This is a genomic window from Actinoalloteichus spitiensis RMV-1378, from assembly GCF_000239155.1.
Taxonomy (GTDB): domain Bacteria; phylum Actinomycetota; class Actinomycetes; order Mycobacteriales; family Pseudonocardiaceae; genus Actinoalloteichus_B; species Actinoalloteichus_B spitiensis.
The window spans coordinates 1-18,025 of record NZ_AGVX02000239.1 but is presented as its reverse complement, the minus strand read 5'-3'; the positions used below and the strand labels follow the sequence as shown (position 1 = coordinate 18,025).

Sequence of the window (18,025 nt, the reverse complement as noted above, 5' to 3'; positions counted from 1 at the left end):
CGGGAGGCGTTCCAACTGCCCTCGGTGGACCGGGCCGCCGCCCGCCGGACCTTCGACCTGGGCGTCGAGAGCCCCACGGCGCTCGACCAGGCGATGTCCGACGGGCGGGGGGTGGTCGTCGCGCTGCCCCACAGCGGAAACTGGGACATGGCGGGCCTGTGGGCCACCCACCGCTACGGGCGCTTCACCACCGTGGTGGAGAGGTTGCGCCCCGCGTCCGTCTACGAGCGGTTCGTCGCCTACCGGGAATCGCTCGGGTTCGAGATCCTGCCGGCCGACGGCGGACGGCGGACGATGATGACCATGCTGGAGCGGCTGCGCGCGGGCGGGCTGGTGTGCCTGGTGGCCGACCGCGACCTGAGCAGTTCGGGTGTGCCGGTCGACTTCTTCGGGGAGCGGACCAGGATGCCGGCCGGGCCGGCCTGGCTGGCCGCCCGCACCGGGGCCACCCTGCTCCCCGCGACGACCTGGTTCACGCCGGCGGGCTGGGGGTTGCGGTTCGCGCGGCCCGTGGAGGTGGCCGGCGGTGGGGCCGGGGTGGCCAGGGCGACCCAGGCCGTGGCGGACGCCTTCGCCGAGGAGATCGCCCGGCACCCCGCCGACTGGCACATGCTCCAGCCGCTGTGGCTGTCCGACCTGCCGGGCCGGGGCCGGCGGGACGAGCCGGCGGACACGGTTCTGGCGACCTCGGGGGAGCCGCGGCCGTGAGGGTCGGGATCGTCTGCCCGTACTCGCTGGAGGTGCCCGGCGGGGTGCAGGCCCACGTCGCGGACCTCGCCGCGACGCTGCGCGGCCTGGGGCACGAGGTCGACGTGCTGGCGCCAGCGGCCGAGGACGCCGAACTGCCCGAGTTCGTCACCTCCGCCGGCCGGTCGCTGGCCATCCCCTACAACGGTTCGGTGGCCCGGCTCTCGTTCGGGCCGAGGTCCTTCGCCCGGGTGCGTCGTTGGGTGCGGGAACACGAGTTCGACGTGCTGCACCTGCACGAGCCGGTGGCGCCCAGCCTCGCGCTGCTGGCGCTCATGGTGGCCGACGGGCCGATCGTCGCGACCTTCCACACCTCCACGCCCCGGTCGCGGGCGCTCACCGCCTTCCAGGGGGTGCTGCGGCCCTTCCTGGAGAAGATCACCGCGCGCATCGCCGTGTCCGACCTGGCGCGCCGGGTGCAGGTCCAGCACCTCGGGGGGGACGCGGTGCTCATCCCGAACGGGGTGGACGTGGGGTTCTTCTCCGAGGCGGCCCCGTTGCCCGGGTACCCGCGAGCCGGTGGGACGGTCGGCTTCGTGGGGCGTTTCGACGAGCCCCGCAAGGGGATGCCGATCCTGCTCGACGCGCTGCGCCGGGTCGCGCCCGACCGGCCGGACCTGCGGTTGCTGGTCGTGGGCCGGGGGGACGGCGACGAGCTGCTCCGGGCGGCCGGGCCGGAACTCGCCCCCCGGATCGACCTGCTCGGTCAGGTCGACGACGAGACCAAGGCCAGGGCGCTGCGCAGCGTCGACGTCTACTGCGCGCCCAACACGGGCGGGGAGAGCTTCGGCATCATCCTGACCGAGGCGATGGCCGCCGGTGCGGCGGTGCTCGCCAGCGACCTGGACGCGTTCCGCCGGGTCCTGGCGGGTGGCGGCGCGGGTGTGCTGCACGCGGTGGGTGACGCCGGCGCGCTGGCCGAGGAGCTGGCCGGGTTGCTCGACGACGACCACCACCGGGCGGGGACAGCCGCCCGGGGGCGCCGGCAGGTCGAGACCTTCGACTGGCCGGTGGTCGCCAGGCAGGTGATGCGCGTCTACGAGACCGCGATGGCCGCGGATCCCCGGCGGGTCGCCGAGGCGGACGGGGAGCGGGCCGGATGACGGTGACCACGCTGCTCACCCTGGCGCTGGTGCTGTTGGTGTCGTTGGTGGTGCTCGGTGGCTGGTCGGTGCTGGTCGCGAACCGGTTGAACCGGCTGCACGTCCGCACCGACGCGGCGTGGGCGGCCGTGGACTCGGCGCTGGCACGGCGGTCCGTGGTGGCCAGGGCCGTGGCGGAGGTGTGCCCGGACCAGGCGCTGGCGTCGCGGCTGCGCACGGCGGCCGACCGGGCGGAGACCGCCGGTCGTGACCGGCGCGAGGACGCGGAGAACGCCGTCGGGCGGTTGCTGGCCGAGTGGGACCGGGCGGCGCTGTCCCCGGGCCTGCGCGCCGAGCTCGAGGAGGCGGAGCTGCGGGTGATCCTGGCCAGGCGGGTGCACAACGACGCGGTGCGGGACACCCTCGCGTTGCGCCGGCACCGGGCGGTGCGGTGGCTGCGGCTGGCGGGTGGCGCTCCCCCGCCGACCTACTTCGAGATCGCCGAGCCCGAGGGCGGGTTGGACGCCGCCGGCGCGTCCCTGCGGTTGCGTCCGGCCGCCCGCGTGCTGCTCGTGGACCCTGGCGACCGGTTGCTGCTGTTCGAGGGCATCGACCCGGTCCGGCCGACCGCGCCGTTCTGGTACACCGTCGGCGGTGGCGTGGAGGAGGGCGAGAGCCCCCGGTTGGCCGCCGCGCGGGAGCTGACCGAGGAGACCGGCCTCGTGGTGGACCCGGCGGCGCTGGTCGGGCCGGTGTGGCGGCGGTACGCCGTCTACAGCTTCGACGAGCAGGAGACGGAGACCGAGGAGTGGTACTTCGTCCTGCGCGTCGACGAAGGCCTCGCGCCGGACACCTCCGGGTTCTCCGACCTGGAACGGCGTACCGTTCTCCGGCACCGGTGGTGGGGGCTGGACGAGCTGGCGGCGGCCGAGGTGACGGTCTACCCGGTGCGGCTCGCGGAGATGTTGCCGGAGGTCCTCGCCGGTGAGTGGGACGGCCGGACCAGGACCGTCCACTGACGGGCGTCGCGGTCGCGGTCCCTCCCGCTCGCGGGCTCCTCGTGCTCCCTCCCCCTTGTCGCGGTTCCCGGTTGGGGCGGTGGCCTCGGACGTCCGGTGTCGGTGGTCGTCGGGGTCGCGCTGCCGGGGAGGATCGGGGCGGCGGGCGCGGCCGGGCACCCTCCGCTCCCGCGTCGCGGCTGGTCGCCTCGGGTCGGCGGCGGAGCCGGGCGAGCGTCCCCCTTCCGGGGTCGGGGTGCCCTGGCCGAGAAGCCAGCGGTGACCCCCTGCGGGTGTCCTCGCGTCGCCCACCACCACCACCACGCGGGGGTGGTTCTCGGGGTGGCGGACGAACAGGGGTGGTGCGCAGGTTCCCCAGCGCCGCCACCAGGTCGGCGCGCAGGTGGGCGGCCGTCCGGGCGCGTTCGGCCGCCAGCGCCCTGGTCCGCGTCGCGAGCCAGGCCGCCGGGAGGGCTGGAGGTGCGGGGCCGGCGCTGGGCAGCGCGGCCACCGGCGTGCGCCGCCGCTCGCCGAGTTCGGCGCGCTGGGCGCGTGAGCCGGTCCTCGGGGCGGTGGGGGAGCTCACGGCCGGCTCCTGGCCACCGCCCTGGGGGCCAGCTGGCCGTCGCCGGGTCCTCGCGGAGGGGACTGGTGGGCGAGCCGGTCACGGCCCGGGTCTCCGCGAGTCCGTCCGCCACCTCGGCGAGGTGGGGCATCGTCGCGTCCACCATCACCCGGGGAGGTGTGCGCGCCCGTGGGGTCAGCTTCGGGACCGGGGTGAGCACCACGCGGGGGACCGGGTGGGTGCGACGGGTGTCGTGGTACCGGCCGTCCCGCCACACCGCGCTGGCGACGGGCGCCACGACGGCGGGGCGGGGCCGTGTCCTGGCGGTCGGTGTCCCCGCTCGGGGTTCCCCGGGGGGAGGGGTGTGGTGGGGGAGGCGGTCCCGTCGGGGTGGTCAGTCGTCCCGTGCCTCGTACCCCGCGAAGACGCGGTGGAAATCGGCGCGCCCGGAGGTCAGCTGGTTCAGTTCCACCAGGTACCTGCTCAGCTCGGCCTCCGGAACCTCGGCCCACACGAGGGTCCAGCCCGCCTCCGGGGCGGGTTCGGTCCCGAGCACCTGGGCGCGGCGTGCCGCGAGGTCCCCGAGCACCGGGCCGAGGCAGTCGTCGGGGGTGTGGATGGCCACCTCGTCGACCGGTTCCAGGAGGGGGAGCGCCACCTTGCTCGCCGCGTCGCGGAGCGCGAGCGCGCCGGCTGTCTGGAAGGCCGCGTCCGAGGAGTCGACGCTGTGCGCCCGCCCGTCCAGCAACGTGACCCGCACGTCCACCAGGGGTACCCCCTCGGTCAGGCCCCGGGCCATCAGCGCCCGGATCCCCCGCTCCACGCTGGGCACGAACTGGCGCGGGACCGACCCGCCGACGGTGAGGTCCTCGAAGTCGAAGCCCCCGCCCCGGGGGAGCGGTTCCACCTCGATGTCGCAGACGGCGTACTGGCCGTGGCCTCCCGTCTGCTTGACGTGGCGACCGTGACCGCGCGCCGGGCCGGCGAAGGTCTGGCGGAGCGGGACGCGCACGGGCTCGACGCGCAGGTCCACCTCGCCAGCCCCGAGTCGGGTGAGGACCAGGTCGGCGTGCCCCTCGCCCGTGCACCAGAGCACGAGTTGGTGGGTGTCCTCGTGCTGTTCGATGCGTACCCCGGGATCGGTCGCGGCCATCCGGGAGAGGTTCCTGCCGAGCAGGTCCTCGGCGCTCGGGTCGGCCGCGGTGACGGCGATCGGGAGCAGTGGTTCGGGCAGGGTCCACGGGCTGATCACCAGGGGGCGCTCGGGGGTCGACACCGTGTCCCCGGTCTCCGCTCCGGCCAGCTTCGTCACCGCGCAGATGTCGCCTGCCACGCACAGCCCGGTCTCCCGGAGTTCCATGCCCAACGGGGAGTGGATCCGACCGACCCGTTCGACCACCGCGTGCTCGGGACGCCCCGCTCCCTCGAGGCCGTGGCCCGCGACCCGTACCCGGTCGTCGGCGCGCAGTGAGCCGGAGAAGGTCCGGAGCAGGGTGACCGGACCGAGGTAGGTGTTCGCGAACGAGCCCACCACCTCGGCGAGCAGCGGACCGTCCGGGTCGCCGAGGGGAACCCGCTCGGGCGCGCCGTCCGCTCCGGTGACCGGCGGGCACTCCCGTTCGGCCGGTGAGGGCAGGACGCGCGTGACCAGGTCCAGCAGCTCGGTCAGGCCGACTCCCTCCGTCGCCGCGACGGGGAGGACCGGGTGCAGGTCCCCGGTGAGCACGGCCCGCGCCAGGTCGTCGAGCAGCTGGTCCTCGCGAGGGGACGCGCCGCGCAGGTAGGTCTCCAGCAGTGCGTCGTCCTCGCTCTCGGCGATGACCGCCTCGACGAGTTCGCGGTGCGCCATGGCGGGATCGCGGAGCCCGATCCGGCCGCCCCAGGGGTCGGCACCGTGGTCGAGGACCGGGTGCAGACCGGTCGTCTCGCCGTTGGACGCGGTCACTGGCAGGTACAGGGGGAGGATGCCGGGCCCGAAGGCCCTGGCGCACTCCACCAGCACCCGCTCCGGATCAGCCCGCCGGTGGTCGAGCTGGGTGATGACCACCGCGCGCGGTGTCCCGGTCCGGACGCACTCCCGCCACAGGCGCACGGTCGCCTCGTCGACGCCGCCGTGGGCGCCGACGACGAACAGGGCGGCGTCGGTGGCGCGGAGACCTGCGCGGACCTGACCGATGTAGTCCGGGTAGCCGGGGGTGTCCACGAGGTTGACGTGGGTGTCGCGGTGTCGGACCGGCGCGACGGCCAGGGCCACGGACCGCCGCTGGTGGCGGGCCGCGGCGTCCTGGTCGGTGACGGCGGTCCCCTCGTCCACGGATCCGGCCCTGGGAATGGTGCCGGTGGCCGCGAGCAGCGCCTCGACGAGGGTGGTCTTCCCACCGCCGGACGGGCCGAGGAGCGCGACGTCGCGGATCCGCGTGGTGTCCACGAGCGGAGTGGCGGGCCGTCGGCCCTCGTCCGATCGCCTGTGTGCCATCGTCCCGCACCTCCGACCCCTCGGGCGGGTGTGTGCCCCGCCGGCCTGTCCCTCCCGGTCGGTTACCCGTCGGACCGGGACGAATACGCGCCGTTCACCCCGGGCCGGTTCCGGGGGGAGAGGTGGTGCCGGGTTCGGGCGTCACCCCCGAGTGGTCTGCCGAAACGCGGTCGAACTGGCCACCTTGGTAGGCCACGTGCGACGTACCATGACTCCGACCAGGTAGGACGCGGTTCCGGTGGCCTGGCCGCCGGAACCGGGTGACGCGAAAGGCGCGAGGCAGTGAGCTCGGTTGACAGCACGACGACGGACCCCACGAACGAGCAGGCGGCGCCGGTGACCGGGACCGCCCGCGTCAAGCGGGGCATGGCCGAGATGCTCAAGGGCGGCGTGATCATGGACGTCGTCACCCCGGAGCAGGCCAAGATCGCGGAGGACGCCGGCGCGGTCGCGGTGATGGCGCTGGAGCGGGTTCCCGCCGACATCCGCGCCCAGGGTGGCGTGGCGAGGATGTCCGACCCGGACATGATCGAGGGCATCATCGACGCGGTGTCCATCCCGGTGATGGCCAAGGCCCGCATCGGCCACTTCGCCGAGGCGCAGGTCCTCCAGGCCCTCGGTGTGGACTACGTGGACGAGTCCGAGGTGCTCACCCCGGCCGACGAGGCGCACCACATCGACAAGTGGGCCTACACGGTGCCGTTCGTCTGCGGCGCGACCAACCTGGGGGAGGCGCTGCGGCGGATCGCCGAGGGCGCGGCGATGATCCGGTCGAAGGGTGAGGCGGGGACGGGCAACGTCGTCGAGGCGACCCGGCACATGCGGCAGATCCGGTCGGACCTGCGCCGTCTGACGGTGTTGGACGAGGAGGAGCTGTACGCGGCGGCGAAGGAGCTGCGCGCGCCGGTCGAGCTGGTGCGTGAGGTGGCGGCGCTGGGCAAGTTGCCCGTCGTGCTGTTCACGGCCGGCGGCATCGCCACGCCTGCCGACGCCGCGATGATGATGCAGCTCGGTGCCGAGGGCGTGTTCGTGGGGTCCGGCATCTTCAAGTCGGGCGACCCGGCCAAGCGCGCCGAGGCCATCGTGAAGGCCACCACCTTCTACGACGACGCGGACGTCGTCGCCAAGGTCTCGCGCGGACTGGGTGAGGCGATCGTGGGCATCAACCTCAGCGAGCTGCCCGAGGACCGGCGGTACGCCAGCCGGGGTTGGTGACGTCGTCGGCGCGACCTGGTTCGGGTGGGGGCAGGTCGCGCCTTGACGGCTCAGCGTTGTCCGGGGTGGGCCTGCTCCTCGTCCCTCAGACGTGTTCCATGATCAGCACGGCGCTGGTGCCGGTCTCCAGTGCCTGGTACTGGTGCGGTACGTCGCCGGGGAAGCTCGCGTAGTCGCCCGGGCCCAGGTCGATGACGTCGTCGTGGGGGCCGCAGCGCAGCCGTCCGCTGCTCACCACCAGGTGTTCGACCGTGCCCGGGATGTGGGGGTCGGCGTTGCGGGGGTTCCCGGGGTCCAAGGTGATGGTGTAGACGTCGCGTCGTGCCGCCGGGGGGCAGGAGGCCAGCAGAACCGCCTGGTAGGGAGCCGTCTCCGACCGCACGCCCGGGCCCTCGCCCGCGCGGACGACGCGGACCCGGGAGGTCGCGGGTTCGACGAGCCGGCTGAACGGCACCCCCAGCGCCACCCCCAGCGCCCACAGGGTCTCCACGCTCGGGTTCCCGCTGCCTCCTTCGAGTTGGGAGAGGGTGGACTTGGCCACGCCGGCGCGGCGTGCCAGCTCGGAGAGGGACATCCCCACGCGTTGTCGTTCCCTGCGCAACGCCCTGGCGATGGTCGCGAGGGGTGGGGCGTCGCCCGTGCCTCGGAGGGCCTCGGCCATTCGTTCGCTCCTTTGTACGATTGTTCGTTATGACGAACGATCTCCTCGTACCCAGGTTAGTGAGGCGGCCGCCGTGGTGAGCTCGTCGGTCCCCCGCGGCCAGGCCCTCGAGCCGGAAGTACGTCGCGACATCGCCGCGATGGCGGTCGCCGTCGGCGTCGTCGGCCTGTCCTTCGGCGCGATCGCGGTGGCCAGCGGCCTGTCGATCTGGTTGGCGGCGCTGATGTCCCTGCTGGTCTTCGCCGGCGGCTCGCAGTTCATGGCCGTCGGCGTGGTGGCTTCGGGGGGAGCGCCGCTGGCCGCGCTCGCCGCTGGTCTCATCCTCAACGCCCGCCACCTGCCGTTCGGGCTGGCGATCGGCCACCTGCTCGGACGCGGCCTCGCGGCCAGGCTGGTCGGCAGCCACCTGCTGATCGACGAGTCGGTGGCGTTCGCGCTGGCCCAGCGGGACCCGGAGCGGGCGCGCCGGGTCTACTGGATCTCCGGCATCACGTTCTTCGTCGTGTGGCAGCCGGCCGTGGTGCTCGGTGGTCTGATCGGCGGCGCCGTTGGTGACCCCGCCGTCTTCGGGGTGGACGCCGCGTTCCCCGCCGCGCTGCTGGCGCTGCTGTTGCCCGCCCTGCGCGACGCCGCGACCCGGCGGGCGGCCCTCACCGGTGGGGCGGTCGCCGTCCTCACCACTCCGCTGCTGCCCGCCGGTGTCCCGGTCCTGCTGGCCCTCTGCGGTGTGGCCCTGCTGCTGCCGCTGCCCCGTTGGGCGAGGGGGGAGTCCTCATGACGGTCACGACGATCGTGCTGCTCGCGCTCGGTACCTACGCCTTCCGGGTGGCCGGCCCCCTCCTGCGCGACCGGCTGCGGCTGTCCGAGGCCGCGCGGCGCGGGCTGGCCGTGGCGGCCACGACGCTGCTGACCGCCCTGATGCTCACCGCCGCGTTCACCGAGGGACCGGGGTTCGCCGGCTGGGCACGACCGATCGGGGTGGCGGTGGGCGGCGTCCTCGCCTGGCGACGGGCCCCCTTCGTCGTGGTCGTGCTGGCGGCGGCCGGAACGGCGGCGGGTCTGCGGCTGCTCGGTGTGCCCTGAACCGGCCGCCCCCGGGCCCGGCCGCTACCGGGTTCGCCCGCCCCGCACCCGCGCCTCCCACCAACCGCATGACTACCTACCATGTGACGTCGAGTGTTCTCCCAGCTTGGAGGTCTTCTCCGTGTCGATTGCACAGCCGGTCGTCGGGGTGCTCGCACTGCAGGGCGACGTGCGGGAGCACCTGCTCGCCCTGGCCGAGCAGGACGTCGTCGCGCGCCCGGTGCGCCGCCCGGAGGAACTGGCGGAGGTGCACGGCCTCGTTCTCCCCGGCGGGGAGTCGACCACGATGAGCCGTCTGCTGGACACCTTCGAGCTGCTGGAACCGCTCCGCGACCGGGTCGCCGAGGGACTGCCCGTGTACGGGTCCTGCGCCGGCATGATCCTGCTGGCCAGCGAGGTCCTCGACGGGCGGGAGGGGCAGCACACCCTCGGCGCCATCGACATGGTGGTGCGGCGCAACGCCTTCGGGCGACAGGTCGACTCCTTCGAGGCCGACCTGGACTTCGCCGGTCTCGGGCCGGGCGGCCACGAGGGGACGGCACCGCTGCGCGCCGTCTTCATCCGGGCGCCCTGGGTGGAGTCGCTGGGTGATCGCGTCGAGGTGCTCGCCAGGGTCCCCGAGACCCCGGCCGCCGGGCCCGCCGCCGGACGGGTGGTCGCGGTGCGGCAGGGCAACGCCCTGGCCACCGCCTTCCACCCCGAACTGCTCGCCGTGGACGGCCGGGACGGGCGGGTGCACGAGCTGTTCGTCCGCACCGTCCGCGAGGCCTGACCGGACGCCGCGCCCGAACGGAGGCGGCTCGCCTCGTCCGGGCGACCAGTAGGATCGGCACGGCTCCACGCAGCGCCCGGAGCGAAGGAAGACGCATCGCGACGAAGACGGAGGAGAGATGAGCGGCCACTCCAAGTGGGCCACGACCAAACACAAGAAGGCCGCCCTCGACGCCAAGCGTGGCAAGCTGTTCGCCAAGCTGATCAAGAACATCGAGGTCGCGGCCCGCAGCGGGGGAGGGGACCCGGACGGCAACCCCACCCTGTACGACGCCATCCAGAAGGCGAGGAAGAACTCCGTCCCCCTCGACAACATCGAGCGGGCGCGCAAGCGGGGCGCGGGCGAGGAGGCTGGCGGAGCCGACTGGCAGACCATCATGTACGAGGGCTACGGGCCCAACGGTGTCGCCGTCCTCGTCGAATGCCTCACCGACAACCGCAACCGCGCCGCTGGCGAGGTGCGCACCGCGATGACCAGGAACAACGGTTCGATGGCCGACCCCGGGTCGGTGTCCTACCTGTTCAACCGCAAGGGTGTGGTGATCGCGCCCAAGAACGGCCTGTCCGAGGACGACATCCTCCTCGCCGTGCTGGACGCGGGCGCGGAGGAGGTCAACGACCTGGGGGAGAGCTTCGAGATCGTCGCCGAGGCCGGCGACCTCGTCGCGGTCCGGACCGCCCTCCAGCAGGCCGGGATCGACTACGACTCGGCCGACGCCAGCTTCCTGCCGTCCACCACGGTGCCCCTGGACGCCGAGGGCGCCCGCAAGGTGTTCCGCCTCATCGACGCGCTGGAGGACTGCGACGACGTCCAGAACGTCTTCGCGAACTTCGACGTCTCCGACGAGGTGATGGCCGAGGTCGGCTGACGGCCTGGCCCGAGCGGACCGGTTCCCGGCGGTCGGGGCCGGACCCGCTCCCCGCCCCCGCCGCCCGTGCCCACGGGCGGTGGCGGAGCGGAGGGTCGTGACAGGCTCCCGCCACCCGGCGGGCCTCGTTCCGGCCCGAGGCGTCCCGTATAGGGTCGCCCTGACGGGAGAACTAGCGCGGTGTCCCGCCCGGAGGTGCGTTTCGTGGCCGATGACCAGGAGCTACGTCGGAAGCTGCGGACCGCCGCCGAGGAGGACGGCGTCGCGATCGTGCACGTCGCCGCGGAACGCGGCGCCCCGCCCTTCGCGCAGACCGTCGGCGTCTACCGCAGTTGCGGCATGCCGGAGGTCGTGGTGATCGGCCTGCCGCCCAAAGTCGCCCACGCGGTGCTCGGCACGTACTCGGAGCGGGCCCGCGCGGGGGAGAACTTCGTGCCGGGCCGGTGCTACGAACGGTTCCTCAAGGACCTGCCCGTCACCTTCGAGCGGGTGCACCGGGGCTTCTACGCGGAGTACTTCGGGCACGCCTTCCTGCTCAACCGCAAGGGCAACTTCCCCGCGCTGCAGATGATCGTCGCCGCACCGGACGGCTCCTGGCCGTGGCAACCGGACGCGCCCGGCGGGTTCGCCCAGTACCAGCCGGTGCTCACCGACAGCGGCCGCCCCGAGAGCTGGGTACCGGGGGAAACCGGGCCCTGACCGGCCGCACCACCCGCTCTCCAGCCGGGGCGCCCCCGACGCGGATCGTGCCGGTGTCGACACCGGGAACATGGCATGGCAGCCTTCTCCCGATGCCTGAGCTGCCCGATGTCGAGGGATTCCGTCGCGTCGTCGTGGAGCACGCCCTGGGCCGGCCCGTCCGGGATGTCGTCGTGTTCGACCCCGGGATCCTGCACGGCGTCTCCCCCGAGGACCTCGCCCTTGCCCTGCGCGGACGTCGGCTCGCTCGGGCCGACCGGCACGGGAAGTGGTTGCTGCTGAGCTTCCCGGACCAGCCCGGCTCGCCCGACGAGGACCGGCCCGACGAACCCGCCGGCGGGGCCCCGGCGGTCGACGCCCCCTCCGGAGGGGACGGGGCGGCCGGGGAGGGCGGTCGGGCGCGCGGCGGCCCCGTCCTCGCGCTGCACTTCGGGATGACCGGGTCGCTGCGCTGGCAGGCTCCTCCCGACCGGCGGCGCGGACACCGCCACGACCGCGTGCGGATCGTCCTCGACGAGGGCGAGCTGCGCTTCCGCGACCAGCGCAAGCTCCAGGGCATCTGGCTGGCCGAGGACGAGCGCGGCGTCGACGAGCTGCTCGCCGGCCAGGGGCCGGATGCCGCCACCCTCGACTTCCGCGACTTCGACGCCCGCCTGCCCCCGTCCCGCCGTGCCGTCAAGGCCGCCCTGATCGACCAGGGCGTCCTGGCCGGTATCGGCAACCTGCTGGCGGACGAGATGTTGTGGCGCGCGGGCATCCACCCGGACCGCAGCCTGGCTCGCCTGACCCCCTCCCAACGGCGGACGCTGCACCGCCAGCTGCGGCGGTTGCTCCCGCAGGCGGTCAAGGCCGGGCGGGTCCCCGACAAGAAGGGCTGGTTGACCGGGCTGAGGGACCAGCCGGACGCCGCCTGTCCCGTCTGCGGCACGGCCCTGGAGCACAGTCGGACCGCGGGGCGGTCCAGCCTGTGGTGCCCCCGCTGCCAACCACCGGGGTGAGGGCGTGCCCGTCCGGGCACCGGAGACCCGGCCGGCCCCTCACCTCGGGTGGTGGCGACGGCGGGCCGCAGCCCGCTGTGCGGAGCCGGGTGGGCGCGCCGCTCGCGGGGTGATCCGCCCGAACCGGTAGCCTGATCGCTCGAACTGGTGTTCGTCGAGCGGCGGGAGGCGAGGCGTGCGGGTGCTCGGCGTCGACCCCGGTCTGACCCGGTGTGGAATCGGCGTCGTCGACGGTGGCCACGGCCGTGCCGTGCGTTTCGTCGCCGTCGACGTGGTGCGCACGCCGGCCGACGCGGAACTCCCGGAGCGGCTGCTGGCCGTGTCCGAGGCCGTCGACCGGTGGCTGGACGCGCACCGCCCCGACACCGTCGCCGTCGAGCGGGTGTTCAGCCAGCACAACGTGCGCACGGTGATGGGCACCGCCCAGGCCAGCGGCGTCGTCGCCCTCGCGGCCGCCCGACGCTCGCTCCCTGTCGTGTTCCACACCCCCAGCGAGGTCAAGGCCGCCGTCACCGGCTCCGGGCGGGCGGACAAGAAACAGGTCGGGGCCATGGTCACCCGCATCCTGCGGCTGGCCGAGGCGCCCAGGCCGGCCGACGCCGCCGACGCCCTGGCACTGGCGATCTGCCACCTCTGGCGGGGGCCGGTGTCGGCGCGGCTGGCACGGGCCCAGACACAGGCGGCCCAGCTCGCCAGGGCCCATCGGGCCCGGCTGGCCGCGGCGGCCAAGAGGGAGGAATGACCGGTGATCTCCTCGGTACGCGGAACGGTGCGCTCCGTCGGCCTCGACCACGCCGTCGTCGAGGTCTCCGGCATCGGGTTCGCCGTGCGCACCACCCCGGCCACCCTGGCCGGGCTGCGTCGGGGTGAGCAGGTCGAGCTCGTGACCAGCCTCGTCGTCCGGGAGGACTCCTGGACGCTGTACGGGTTCGCCACCGACGAGGTCAGGGAGCTCTTCGAGCTGCTCCAGACCGTCTCCGGCGTCGGCCCCCGGCTGGCGCTGGCGATGCTGGCGGTGCTGGAGCCGGACCAGCTGCGCACGGCGGTGTCGGAAGGGAACCTGACCACCCTCACCCAGGTGCCCGGGATCGGCAGGAAGGGGGCCGAACGTCTCGTCGTCGAGCTGCGGGACAAGCTCGGCCCCGCCGTTCCCGCCGGTGGCGGGGACGGGGTGGCCGGGCCCGACACCGGCCAGCAGCGCACCCACGTGGTCGAGGCCCTGGTGGGTCTCGGGTTCACGGCGAAGCAGGCGGAGCAGGCGGTGGAGAAGGTGCTGGCCACCGACGGTGGCGGGGACACCTCGGGAATCCTGCGCCGGTCCCTGGCGGTGCTGGGGCGCAAGCGGTGAGGCGGGACCAGGCGGAACGACGTGGACACGTGGGACGGCTGACGTGACGGACGACTGGGCGGACCCCGACCTCGGCTCCGACGCACCCGGTGCCGGCCAGCGCGGAGGTGAGGACGCGCTGGCGACCAGCGCCGGACCCGGCGACCGGGACGTCGAAGCCACCCTCCGACCCCGCTCGCTGCCGGAGTTCGTCGGGCAGCCCCGGGTGCGTGAGCAGCTCGAACTCGTCCTCACCGGTGCCAGGAACCGGGGCGCCCCTCCCGACCACGTCCTGCTCTCCGGCCCCCCCGGGCTCGGCAAGACCAGCATGGCGATGATCATCGGGGCCGAGCTGGGTGCCTCGGTGCGGATGACCTCGGGTCCCGCGCTGGAGCGCGCCGGGGACCTCGCCGCCATGCTCTCCAACCTGGCCGAGGGCGACGTGCTCTTCATCGACGAGATCCACCGCGTGGCCCGGCCGGCGGAGGAGATGCTGTACCTGGCCATGGAGGACTTCCGCGTCGACGTGGTCGTCGGCAAGGGGCCGGGCGCCACGAGCATCCCCCTGGAGATCGCCCCGTTCACCCTGGTCGGCGCGACCACCAGGTCGGGCGCGCTCACCGGGCCCCTGCGGGACCGGTTCGGGTTCACCGCCCACATGGAGTTCTACTCACCGGAGGAGCTGGAGCGGATCATCAGCCGGTCCGCCAGCATCCTCGGGGTCGACCTCCGGCCCGACGGCGCCCGGGAGATCGCCGGGCGCTCGCGGGGCACGCCCCGGATCGCCAACCGGCTGCTCCGCCGGGTCCGCGACTACGCGGAGGTCCGGTCGGACGGCGCCGTCACCCGGGAGACCGCGCGGGCCGCGCTGCTGGTCTACGACGTCGACGAGCTGGGCCTCGACCGGCTGGACCGGGCCGTGCTCACCGCCCTGGTCCGATCCTTCGGGGGCGGACCGGTCGGCGTGTCGACGCTGGCGGTCGCCGTCGGGGAGGAACCGGGGACGGTCGAGGAGGTCTGCGAGCCGTACCTGGTCCGGGCGGGAATGCTCGCGCGGACACCCCGGGGCCGGATCGCCACGGCCGCGGCCTGGGAACACCTGGGCCTGCGCGCGCCGGAGGACGCGGCGGCCGCGCAGACAGCGGGGCGGACCGCCCCTGGCGCCGAGGGTTAGAGTGGTGACGCACGGCGATTCGGTGCACGCGCACGAACGGCATGTGTGCTCCCGGTAAGGGGCGGAACGCGGAGGGCCTCCCGGGGGCTGGCACACTGGGAATCGCAAACCCGAACAATCGGACGTGTCAACCCGCGTGGGCGTCCCCGAACGGAGAATGATGGAATCCTTCATCCTTCCGCTTTTCCTGCTGCTCATCGTGCTGCCGCTGTTCCTGGCGAGCCGGAAGCAGAAGAAGGCCATGCAGGAGATGCAGCAGCTCCAGGGCTCGCTGGAGGTCGGCGACAAGGTCATGACCACCTCGGGGCTCTACGCCACCGTCGCGGACACCACCGATGACGAGACGATCGGCCTGGAGGTGGCCCCCGGCGTGGTGACCACCTGGGTGCGCGCCGCCGTCCGCGAGCGGGTTCAGCCGCCGGCCGAGGCCTCGGAGACCACCGGCGAGTCCACCGACGAGACCGTCGGGCTGCCCGAGACCAACGGCCTGGCCAGCGAGCTGGCCGATGACAAGGACGGGTCGGACGCGGAGAAGGCGACGACCTCCGTCGGCGGCAAGGACGCCAAGAAGGACGACTGACCCGGCTGCCCGGGCTCCCCTCGGGCCCGGGTCCTCCAGGAGACGCCCGTGGCCGGCCTTCCACCGCCGGTGGGAGGCCAGCAGGCGTTCCCAGGGCGCGGCCGCGCGGTGACGTCCGGTCGTCCCGGCGCCCGCCGGGGACCGTTCGTCGGCGAGTCCGACCTGGCGGAAGACCTCGGCCCGCCCCGGCGTTATTCTCAGTGTCCGGAGGTGCTTCGGGGCACATGCGGGCGGTCCGCCGGTGGGCGGGCCGGGCAGAACGTCGAGAAGATCCTGGAGCGTGCCGTTGAGTCAGGACGTCGAGCGTGCGACCACGGCGGCCGTCCCCGCCACGGGAAACCGGCAGCCGTCGGCGACCCGACGTGTCCGGGCTCGGCTGGCCAGGAGGATCACCGCGCAACGCTCCTCCACCGTCAAGCAGGTGCTGGAACCGCTGGCCACCGTCCACCGGGAGCTGCACCCCAAGGCCGACCTCGCGCTGTTGCAGCGGGCCTACGACGTGGCCGAGGAGAAGCACCGCTCGCAGCGCCGCAAGTCGGGCGACCCCTACATCACCCACCCGCTGGCCGTGTCCACCATCCTGGCCGAGCTGGGGATGGACACCACGACACTGGTCGCCGCGCTCCTGCACGACACCGTGGAGGACACCGACTACTCGCTGGAGCGGTTGAGCGGAGACTTCGGTGACGAGGTGGCGCACCTCGTCGACGGCGTGACCAAGCTCGACAAGGTCAAGTTGGGCGCGGCCGCCGAGGCCGAGACGATCCGCAAGATGGTCATCGCGATGGCCCGCGACCCCCGGGTCCTGGTCATCAAGCTGGCCGACCGGCTGCACAACATGCGCACGATGCGCTTCCTGCCGCCCGAGAAGCAGGCGCGGAAGGCCAAGGAGACCCTGGAGGTCCTGGCCCCGCTGGCCCACCGGCTCGGCATGGCGACCGTGAAGTGGGAGCTGGAGGACCTCGCCTTCGCGATCCTCCAGCCCAAGAAGTACGACGAGATCGTCCGCCTGGTCGCCAACCGCGCGCCCTCCCGGGACACCTACCTGCGGGAGGTCATCCAGCAGGTGTCGGCCAACCTCGACCTGGCCCGCATCGGCGCCAAGGTGGAGGGCCGCCCCAAGCACTACTACTCGATCAACCAGAAGATGATCGTCCGGGGTCGGGACTTCGACGACATCCACGACCTGGTCGGGGTGCGCATCCTGGTCGACGAGGTCCGCGACTGCTACGCGGCGATGGGCGTGGTGCACGCGCTGTGGCAGCCGATGCCCGGGCGGTTCAAGGACTACGTCGCGCAGCCGCGCTTCGGCGTCTACCAGTCGCTGCACACCACGGTCATCGGTCCGGACGGAAAGCCGCTGGAAGTGCAGATCCGGACCCACGAGATGCACCGGACGGCCGAATACGGCATCGCGGCGCACTGGCGGTACAAGGAGACCAAGGGCACCCACCGGGGCAAGGCCGTCGAGGTCGACGAGATGGCCTGGATGCGGCAGCTCCTGGACTGGCAGCGGGAGGCCGCCGACCCGGGTGACTTCCTGGAGTCGCTGCGGTACGACCTGGCCGCCCGGGAGATCTTCGTCTTCACCCCCAAGGGGGACGTTGTCACGTTGCCGACCGGTTCGACGCCGGTCGACTTCGCCTACGCGGTGCACACCGAGGTCGGGCACCGCTGCATCGGTGCCCGGGTGAACGGGCGGCTGGTCGCGCTCGAACGGACGCTGGAGAACGGTGAGGTCGTCGAGATCTTCACCTCGAAGGCGGAGGGCGCCGGTCCCAGCCGCGACTGGCTGTCGTTCGTCTCCTCCCCCCGCGCCAAGGCCAAGATCAAGCAGTGGTTCGCCAAGGAACGCCGGGAGGAGGCGATCGAGACCGGCAAGGAGGCGATCGCCAAGGAACTCCGCCGGGTGGGTCTGCCGCTGCAGCGACTGGTCTCCGCCGACACGATCGGCGCCGTCGCGCGGGAGCTGCACTACACCGACATCAGCACGCTGTACGCGGCCGTCGGGGAGAACCAGTCCTCGGCCAAGCACGTCGTGCAGCGGTTGATGGCCCTGGTGGGCGGCGAGGAGCACGCCGAGGAGGAGCTGGCCGAGCGGTCCACCCCCTCCACGGTGCCGCACCGGCGGCGGGTCACCGGGGACGCCGGCGTGACGGTCAAGGGGATGCGGGACATCTGGGTGAAGCTGGCCAGGTGCTGCACCCCGGTTCCCGGCGACGAGATCCTCGGGTTCGTCACCAGGGGCGGCGGCGTCAGCGTGCACCGCACCGACTGCACCAACGCCGACGACCTGCGCGCGGCACCCGAACGCCTCGTCGACGTGGAGTGGGCGCCCTCGGCGTCCTCGGTCTTCCTCGTGGCCATCCAGGTGGAGGCCCTGGACCGGCACCGGCTCCTCTCCGACGTCACCAAGATCCTGGCCGATGAACGGGTGAACATCCTCTCCGCCTCCGTCACCACCTCCCGCGACCGGGTCGCGGTCAGCCGCTTCTCCTTCGAGATGGGCGACCCGAAGCACCTCGGCCACGTGCTCAAGGCGGTGCGCAACATCGAGGGCGTGTACGACGTCTACCGGGTGACCTCGGTCGCCTGATCGGGACCACACCCGGTTGTCAGGAGCGGGTGTGCTGGTACCAGGTGGGGCCGGCGTTCCGTGGGCGCGGCCCCTGCTCGCGGGCGCCGGGACCACCCGTGCGCGGCACCCTGGAAGACCGCGACCGGCCCGAGGTCGGCCACCCGGGACGGCCTGCTCGGGGACGGGGCGGAGGCCCCCGCCT

17 protein-coding genes are annotated in these 18,025 nt (G+C 73.5%); 15 read left to right on the top strand and 2 right to left on the bottom strand.

Annotation, left to right across the window (positions count from 1 at the left end; translation table 11 throughout):
- From ACTIDRAF_RS28470 to ACTIDRAF_RS0211990, 3 genes are all read left to right on the top strand, one after another.
- The coding region (locus ACTIDRAF_RS28470; RefSeq protein WP_016698986.1) for a phosphatidylinositol mannoside acyltransferase at positions 1-708 on the top strand (708 nt) is incomplete at its 5' end.
- A complete protein-coding gene (locus tag ACTIDRAF_RS0211995; RefSeq protein ID WP_016698984.1) occupies positions 705-1,850 on the top strand; it encodes a glycosyltransferase family 4 protein in 1,146 nt (381 codons plus the stop codon). The genes ACTIDRAF_RS28470 and ACTIDRAF_RS0211995, both read left to right, overlap by 4 nt.
- A complete protein-coding gene (locus ACTIDRAF_RS0211990) occupies positions 1,847-2,848 on the top strand; it encodes an NUDIX hydrolase (RefSeq protein ID WP_016698983.1) in 1,002 nt (333 codons plus the stop codon). The genes ACTIDRAF_RS0211995 and ACTIDRAF_RS0211990 overlap by 4 nt, the downstream gene beginning before the upstream one ends.
- 938 nt (positions 2,849-3,786) lie before the next feature.
- Here ACTIDRAF_RS0211990 and ACTIDRAF_RS0211985 read toward each other — a convergent pair.
- Entirely contained in the window at positions 3,787-5,868 is a 2,082-nt protein-coding gene (locus ACTIDRAF_RS0211985; protein ID WP_026066016.1) for an elongation factor G-like protein EF-G2, read from the bottom strand.
- Between the two features lie 282 nt (positions 5,869-6,150).
- On the opposite strand from ACTIDRAF_RS0211985, the gene pdxS reads away from it, so the two are divergent.
- Complete coding sequence (gene pdxS, locus ACTIDRAF_RS0211980) at positions 6,151-7,083, top strand: pyridoxal 5'-phosphate synthase lyase subunit PdxS (protein WP_016698981.1); 933 nt, start codon at positions 6,151-6,153, stop codon at positions 7,081-7,083.
- Between the two features lie 85 nt (positions 7,084-7,168).
- Here the strand turns inward: pdxS and ACTIDRAF_RS0211975 are convergent, their stop codons facing one another.
- Entirely contained in the window at positions 7,169-7,744 is a 576-nt protein-coding gene (locus tag ACTIDRAF_RS0211975) for a helix-turn-helix domain-containing protein (RefSeq protein WP_016698980.1), read from the bottom strand.
- Between the two features lie 73 nt (positions 7,745-7,817).
- Between ACTIDRAF_RS0211975 and ACTIDRAF_RS0211970 the strand changes: the two genes are divergently transcribed.
- The 11 genes from ACTIDRAF_RS0211970 to ACTIDRAF_RS0211920 all read left to right on the top strand — a co-directional run bounded on the left by ACTIDRAF_RS0211970 (position 7,818) and on the right by ACTIDRAF_RS0211920 (position 17,841).
- Positions 7,818-8,522 carry an AzlC family ABC transporter permease gene (locus ACTIDRAF_RS0211970; RefSeq protein ID WP_016698979.1) on the top strand — a complete coding sequence of 235 codons (705 nt, stop codon included), beginning with the start codon at positions 7,818-7,820 and terminating at the stop codon, positions 8,520-8,522.
- Complete coding sequence (locus tag ACTIDRAF_RS0211965; RefSeq protein WP_016698978.1) at positions 8,519-8,827, top strand: AzlD domain-containing protein; 309 nt, start codon at positions 8,519-8,521, stop codon at positions 8,825-8,827. Before ACTIDRAF_RS0211970 ends, ACTIDRAF_RS0211965 begins: the two co-directional genes overlap by 4 nt.
- A 127-nt stretch (positions 8,828-8,954) precedes the next feature.
- A complete protein-coding gene (pdxT, locus tag ACTIDRAF_RS0211960) occupies positions 8,955-9,599 on the top strand; it encodes a pyridoxal 5'-phosphate synthase glutaminase subunit PdxT (RefSeq protein WP_425359122.1) in 645 nt (214 codons plus the stop codon).
- Positions 9,600-9,717: 118 nt separating this feature from the next.
- Positions 9,718-10,467 carry a YebC/PmpR family DNA-binding transcriptional regulator gene (locus tag ACTIDRAF_RS0211955; RefSeq protein ID WP_016698975.1) on the top strand — a complete coding sequence of 250 codons (750 nt, stop codon included), beginning with the start codon at positions 9,718-9,720 and terminating at the stop codon, positions 10,465-10,467.
- A 204-nt stretch (positions 10,468-10,671) separates the two neighbouring features.
- A complete protein-coding gene (locus ACTIDRAF_RS0211950) occupies positions 10,672-11,166 on the top strand; it encodes a DUF4262 domain-containing protein (protein WP_016698974.1) in 495 nt (164 codons plus the stop codon).
- A gap of 92 nt (positions 11,167-11,258) precedes the next feature.
- On the top strand, positions 11,259-12,164 hold the full coding sequence (locus ACTIDRAF_RS0211945) for an Fpg/Nei family DNA glycosylase (RefSeq protein ID WP_016698973.1): 906 nt from the start codon (positions 11,259-11,261) through the stop codon (positions 12,162-12,164).
- 175 nt (positions 12,165-12,339) lie between these two features.
- A complete protein-coding gene (gene ruvC / locus ACTIDRAF_RS0211940) occupies positions 12,340-12,906 on the top strand; it encodes a crossover junction endodeoxyribonuclease RuvC (protein ID WP_016698972.1) in 567 nt (188 codons plus the stop codon).
- A 3-nt stretch (positions 12,907-12,909) separates the two neighbouring features.
- Positions 12,910-13,512 carry a Holliday junction branch migration protein RuvA gene (ruvA, locus tag ACTIDRAF_RS0211935; protein ID WP_016698970.1) on the top strand — a complete coding sequence of 201 codons (603 nt, stop codon included), beginning with the start codon at positions 12,910-12,912 and terminating at the stop codon, positions 13,510-13,512.
- A 118-nt stretch (positions 13,513-13,630) separates the two neighbouring features.
- Positions 13,631-14,665: a Holliday junction branch migration DNA helicase RuvB gene (gene ruvB / locus ACTIDRAF_RS0211930; RefSeq protein ID WP_039786940.1), complete on the top strand. Its 1,035-nt coding sequence runs from the start codon at positions 13,631-13,633 to the stop codon at positions 14,663-14,665.
- A 160-nt stretch (positions 14,666-14,825) separates the two neighbouring features.
- Positions 14,826-15,245: a preprotein translocase subunit YajC gene (gene yajC, locus ACTIDRAF_RS0211925; protein ID WP_016698968.1), complete on the top strand. Its 420-nt coding sequence runs from the start codon at positions 14,826-14,828 to the stop codon at positions 15,243-15,245.
- Between the two features lie 286 nt (positions 15,246-15,531).
- A complete protein-coding gene (locus tag ACTIDRAF_RS0211920) occupies positions 15,532-17,841 on the top strand; it encodes a RelA/SpoT family protein (protein ID WP_026066014.1) in 2,310 nt (769 codons plus the stop codon).
- Positions 17,842-18,025: the final 184 nt, after the last annotated feature.

Coding starts and splice junctions, on each gene's coding strand:
- ACTIDRAF_RS0211990 (WP_016698983.1), top strand. CDS start 1,847: ATGACGGTGACCACGCTGCTCACCCTGGCGCTGGTGCTGTTGGTGTCG.
- ACTIDRAF_RS0211985 (WP_026066016.1), bottom strand. CDS start 5,868: ATGGCACACAGGCGATCGGACGAGGGCCGACGGCCCGCCACTCCGCTC.
- ACTIDRAF_RS0211975 (WP_016698980.1), bottom strand. CDS start 7,744: ATGGCCGAGGCCCTCCGAGGCACGGGCGACGCCCCACCCCTCGCGACC.
- ACTIDRAF_RS0211965 (WP_016698978.1), top strand. CDS start 8,519: ATGACGGTCACGACGATCGTGCTGCTCGCGCTCGGTACCTACGCCTTC.
- ACTIDRAF_RS0211955 (WP_016698975.1), top strand. CDS start 9,718: ATGAGCGGCCACTCCAAGTGGGCCACGACCAAACACAAGAAGGCCGCC.
- ACTIDRAF_RS0211945 (WP_016698973.1), top strand. CDS start 11,259: ATGCCTGAGCTGCCCGATGTCGAGGGATTCCGTCGCGTCGTCGTGGAG.
- yajC (WP_016698968.1), top strand. CDS start 14,826: ATGGAATCCTTCATCCTTCCGCTTTTCCTGCTGCTCATCGTGCTGCCG.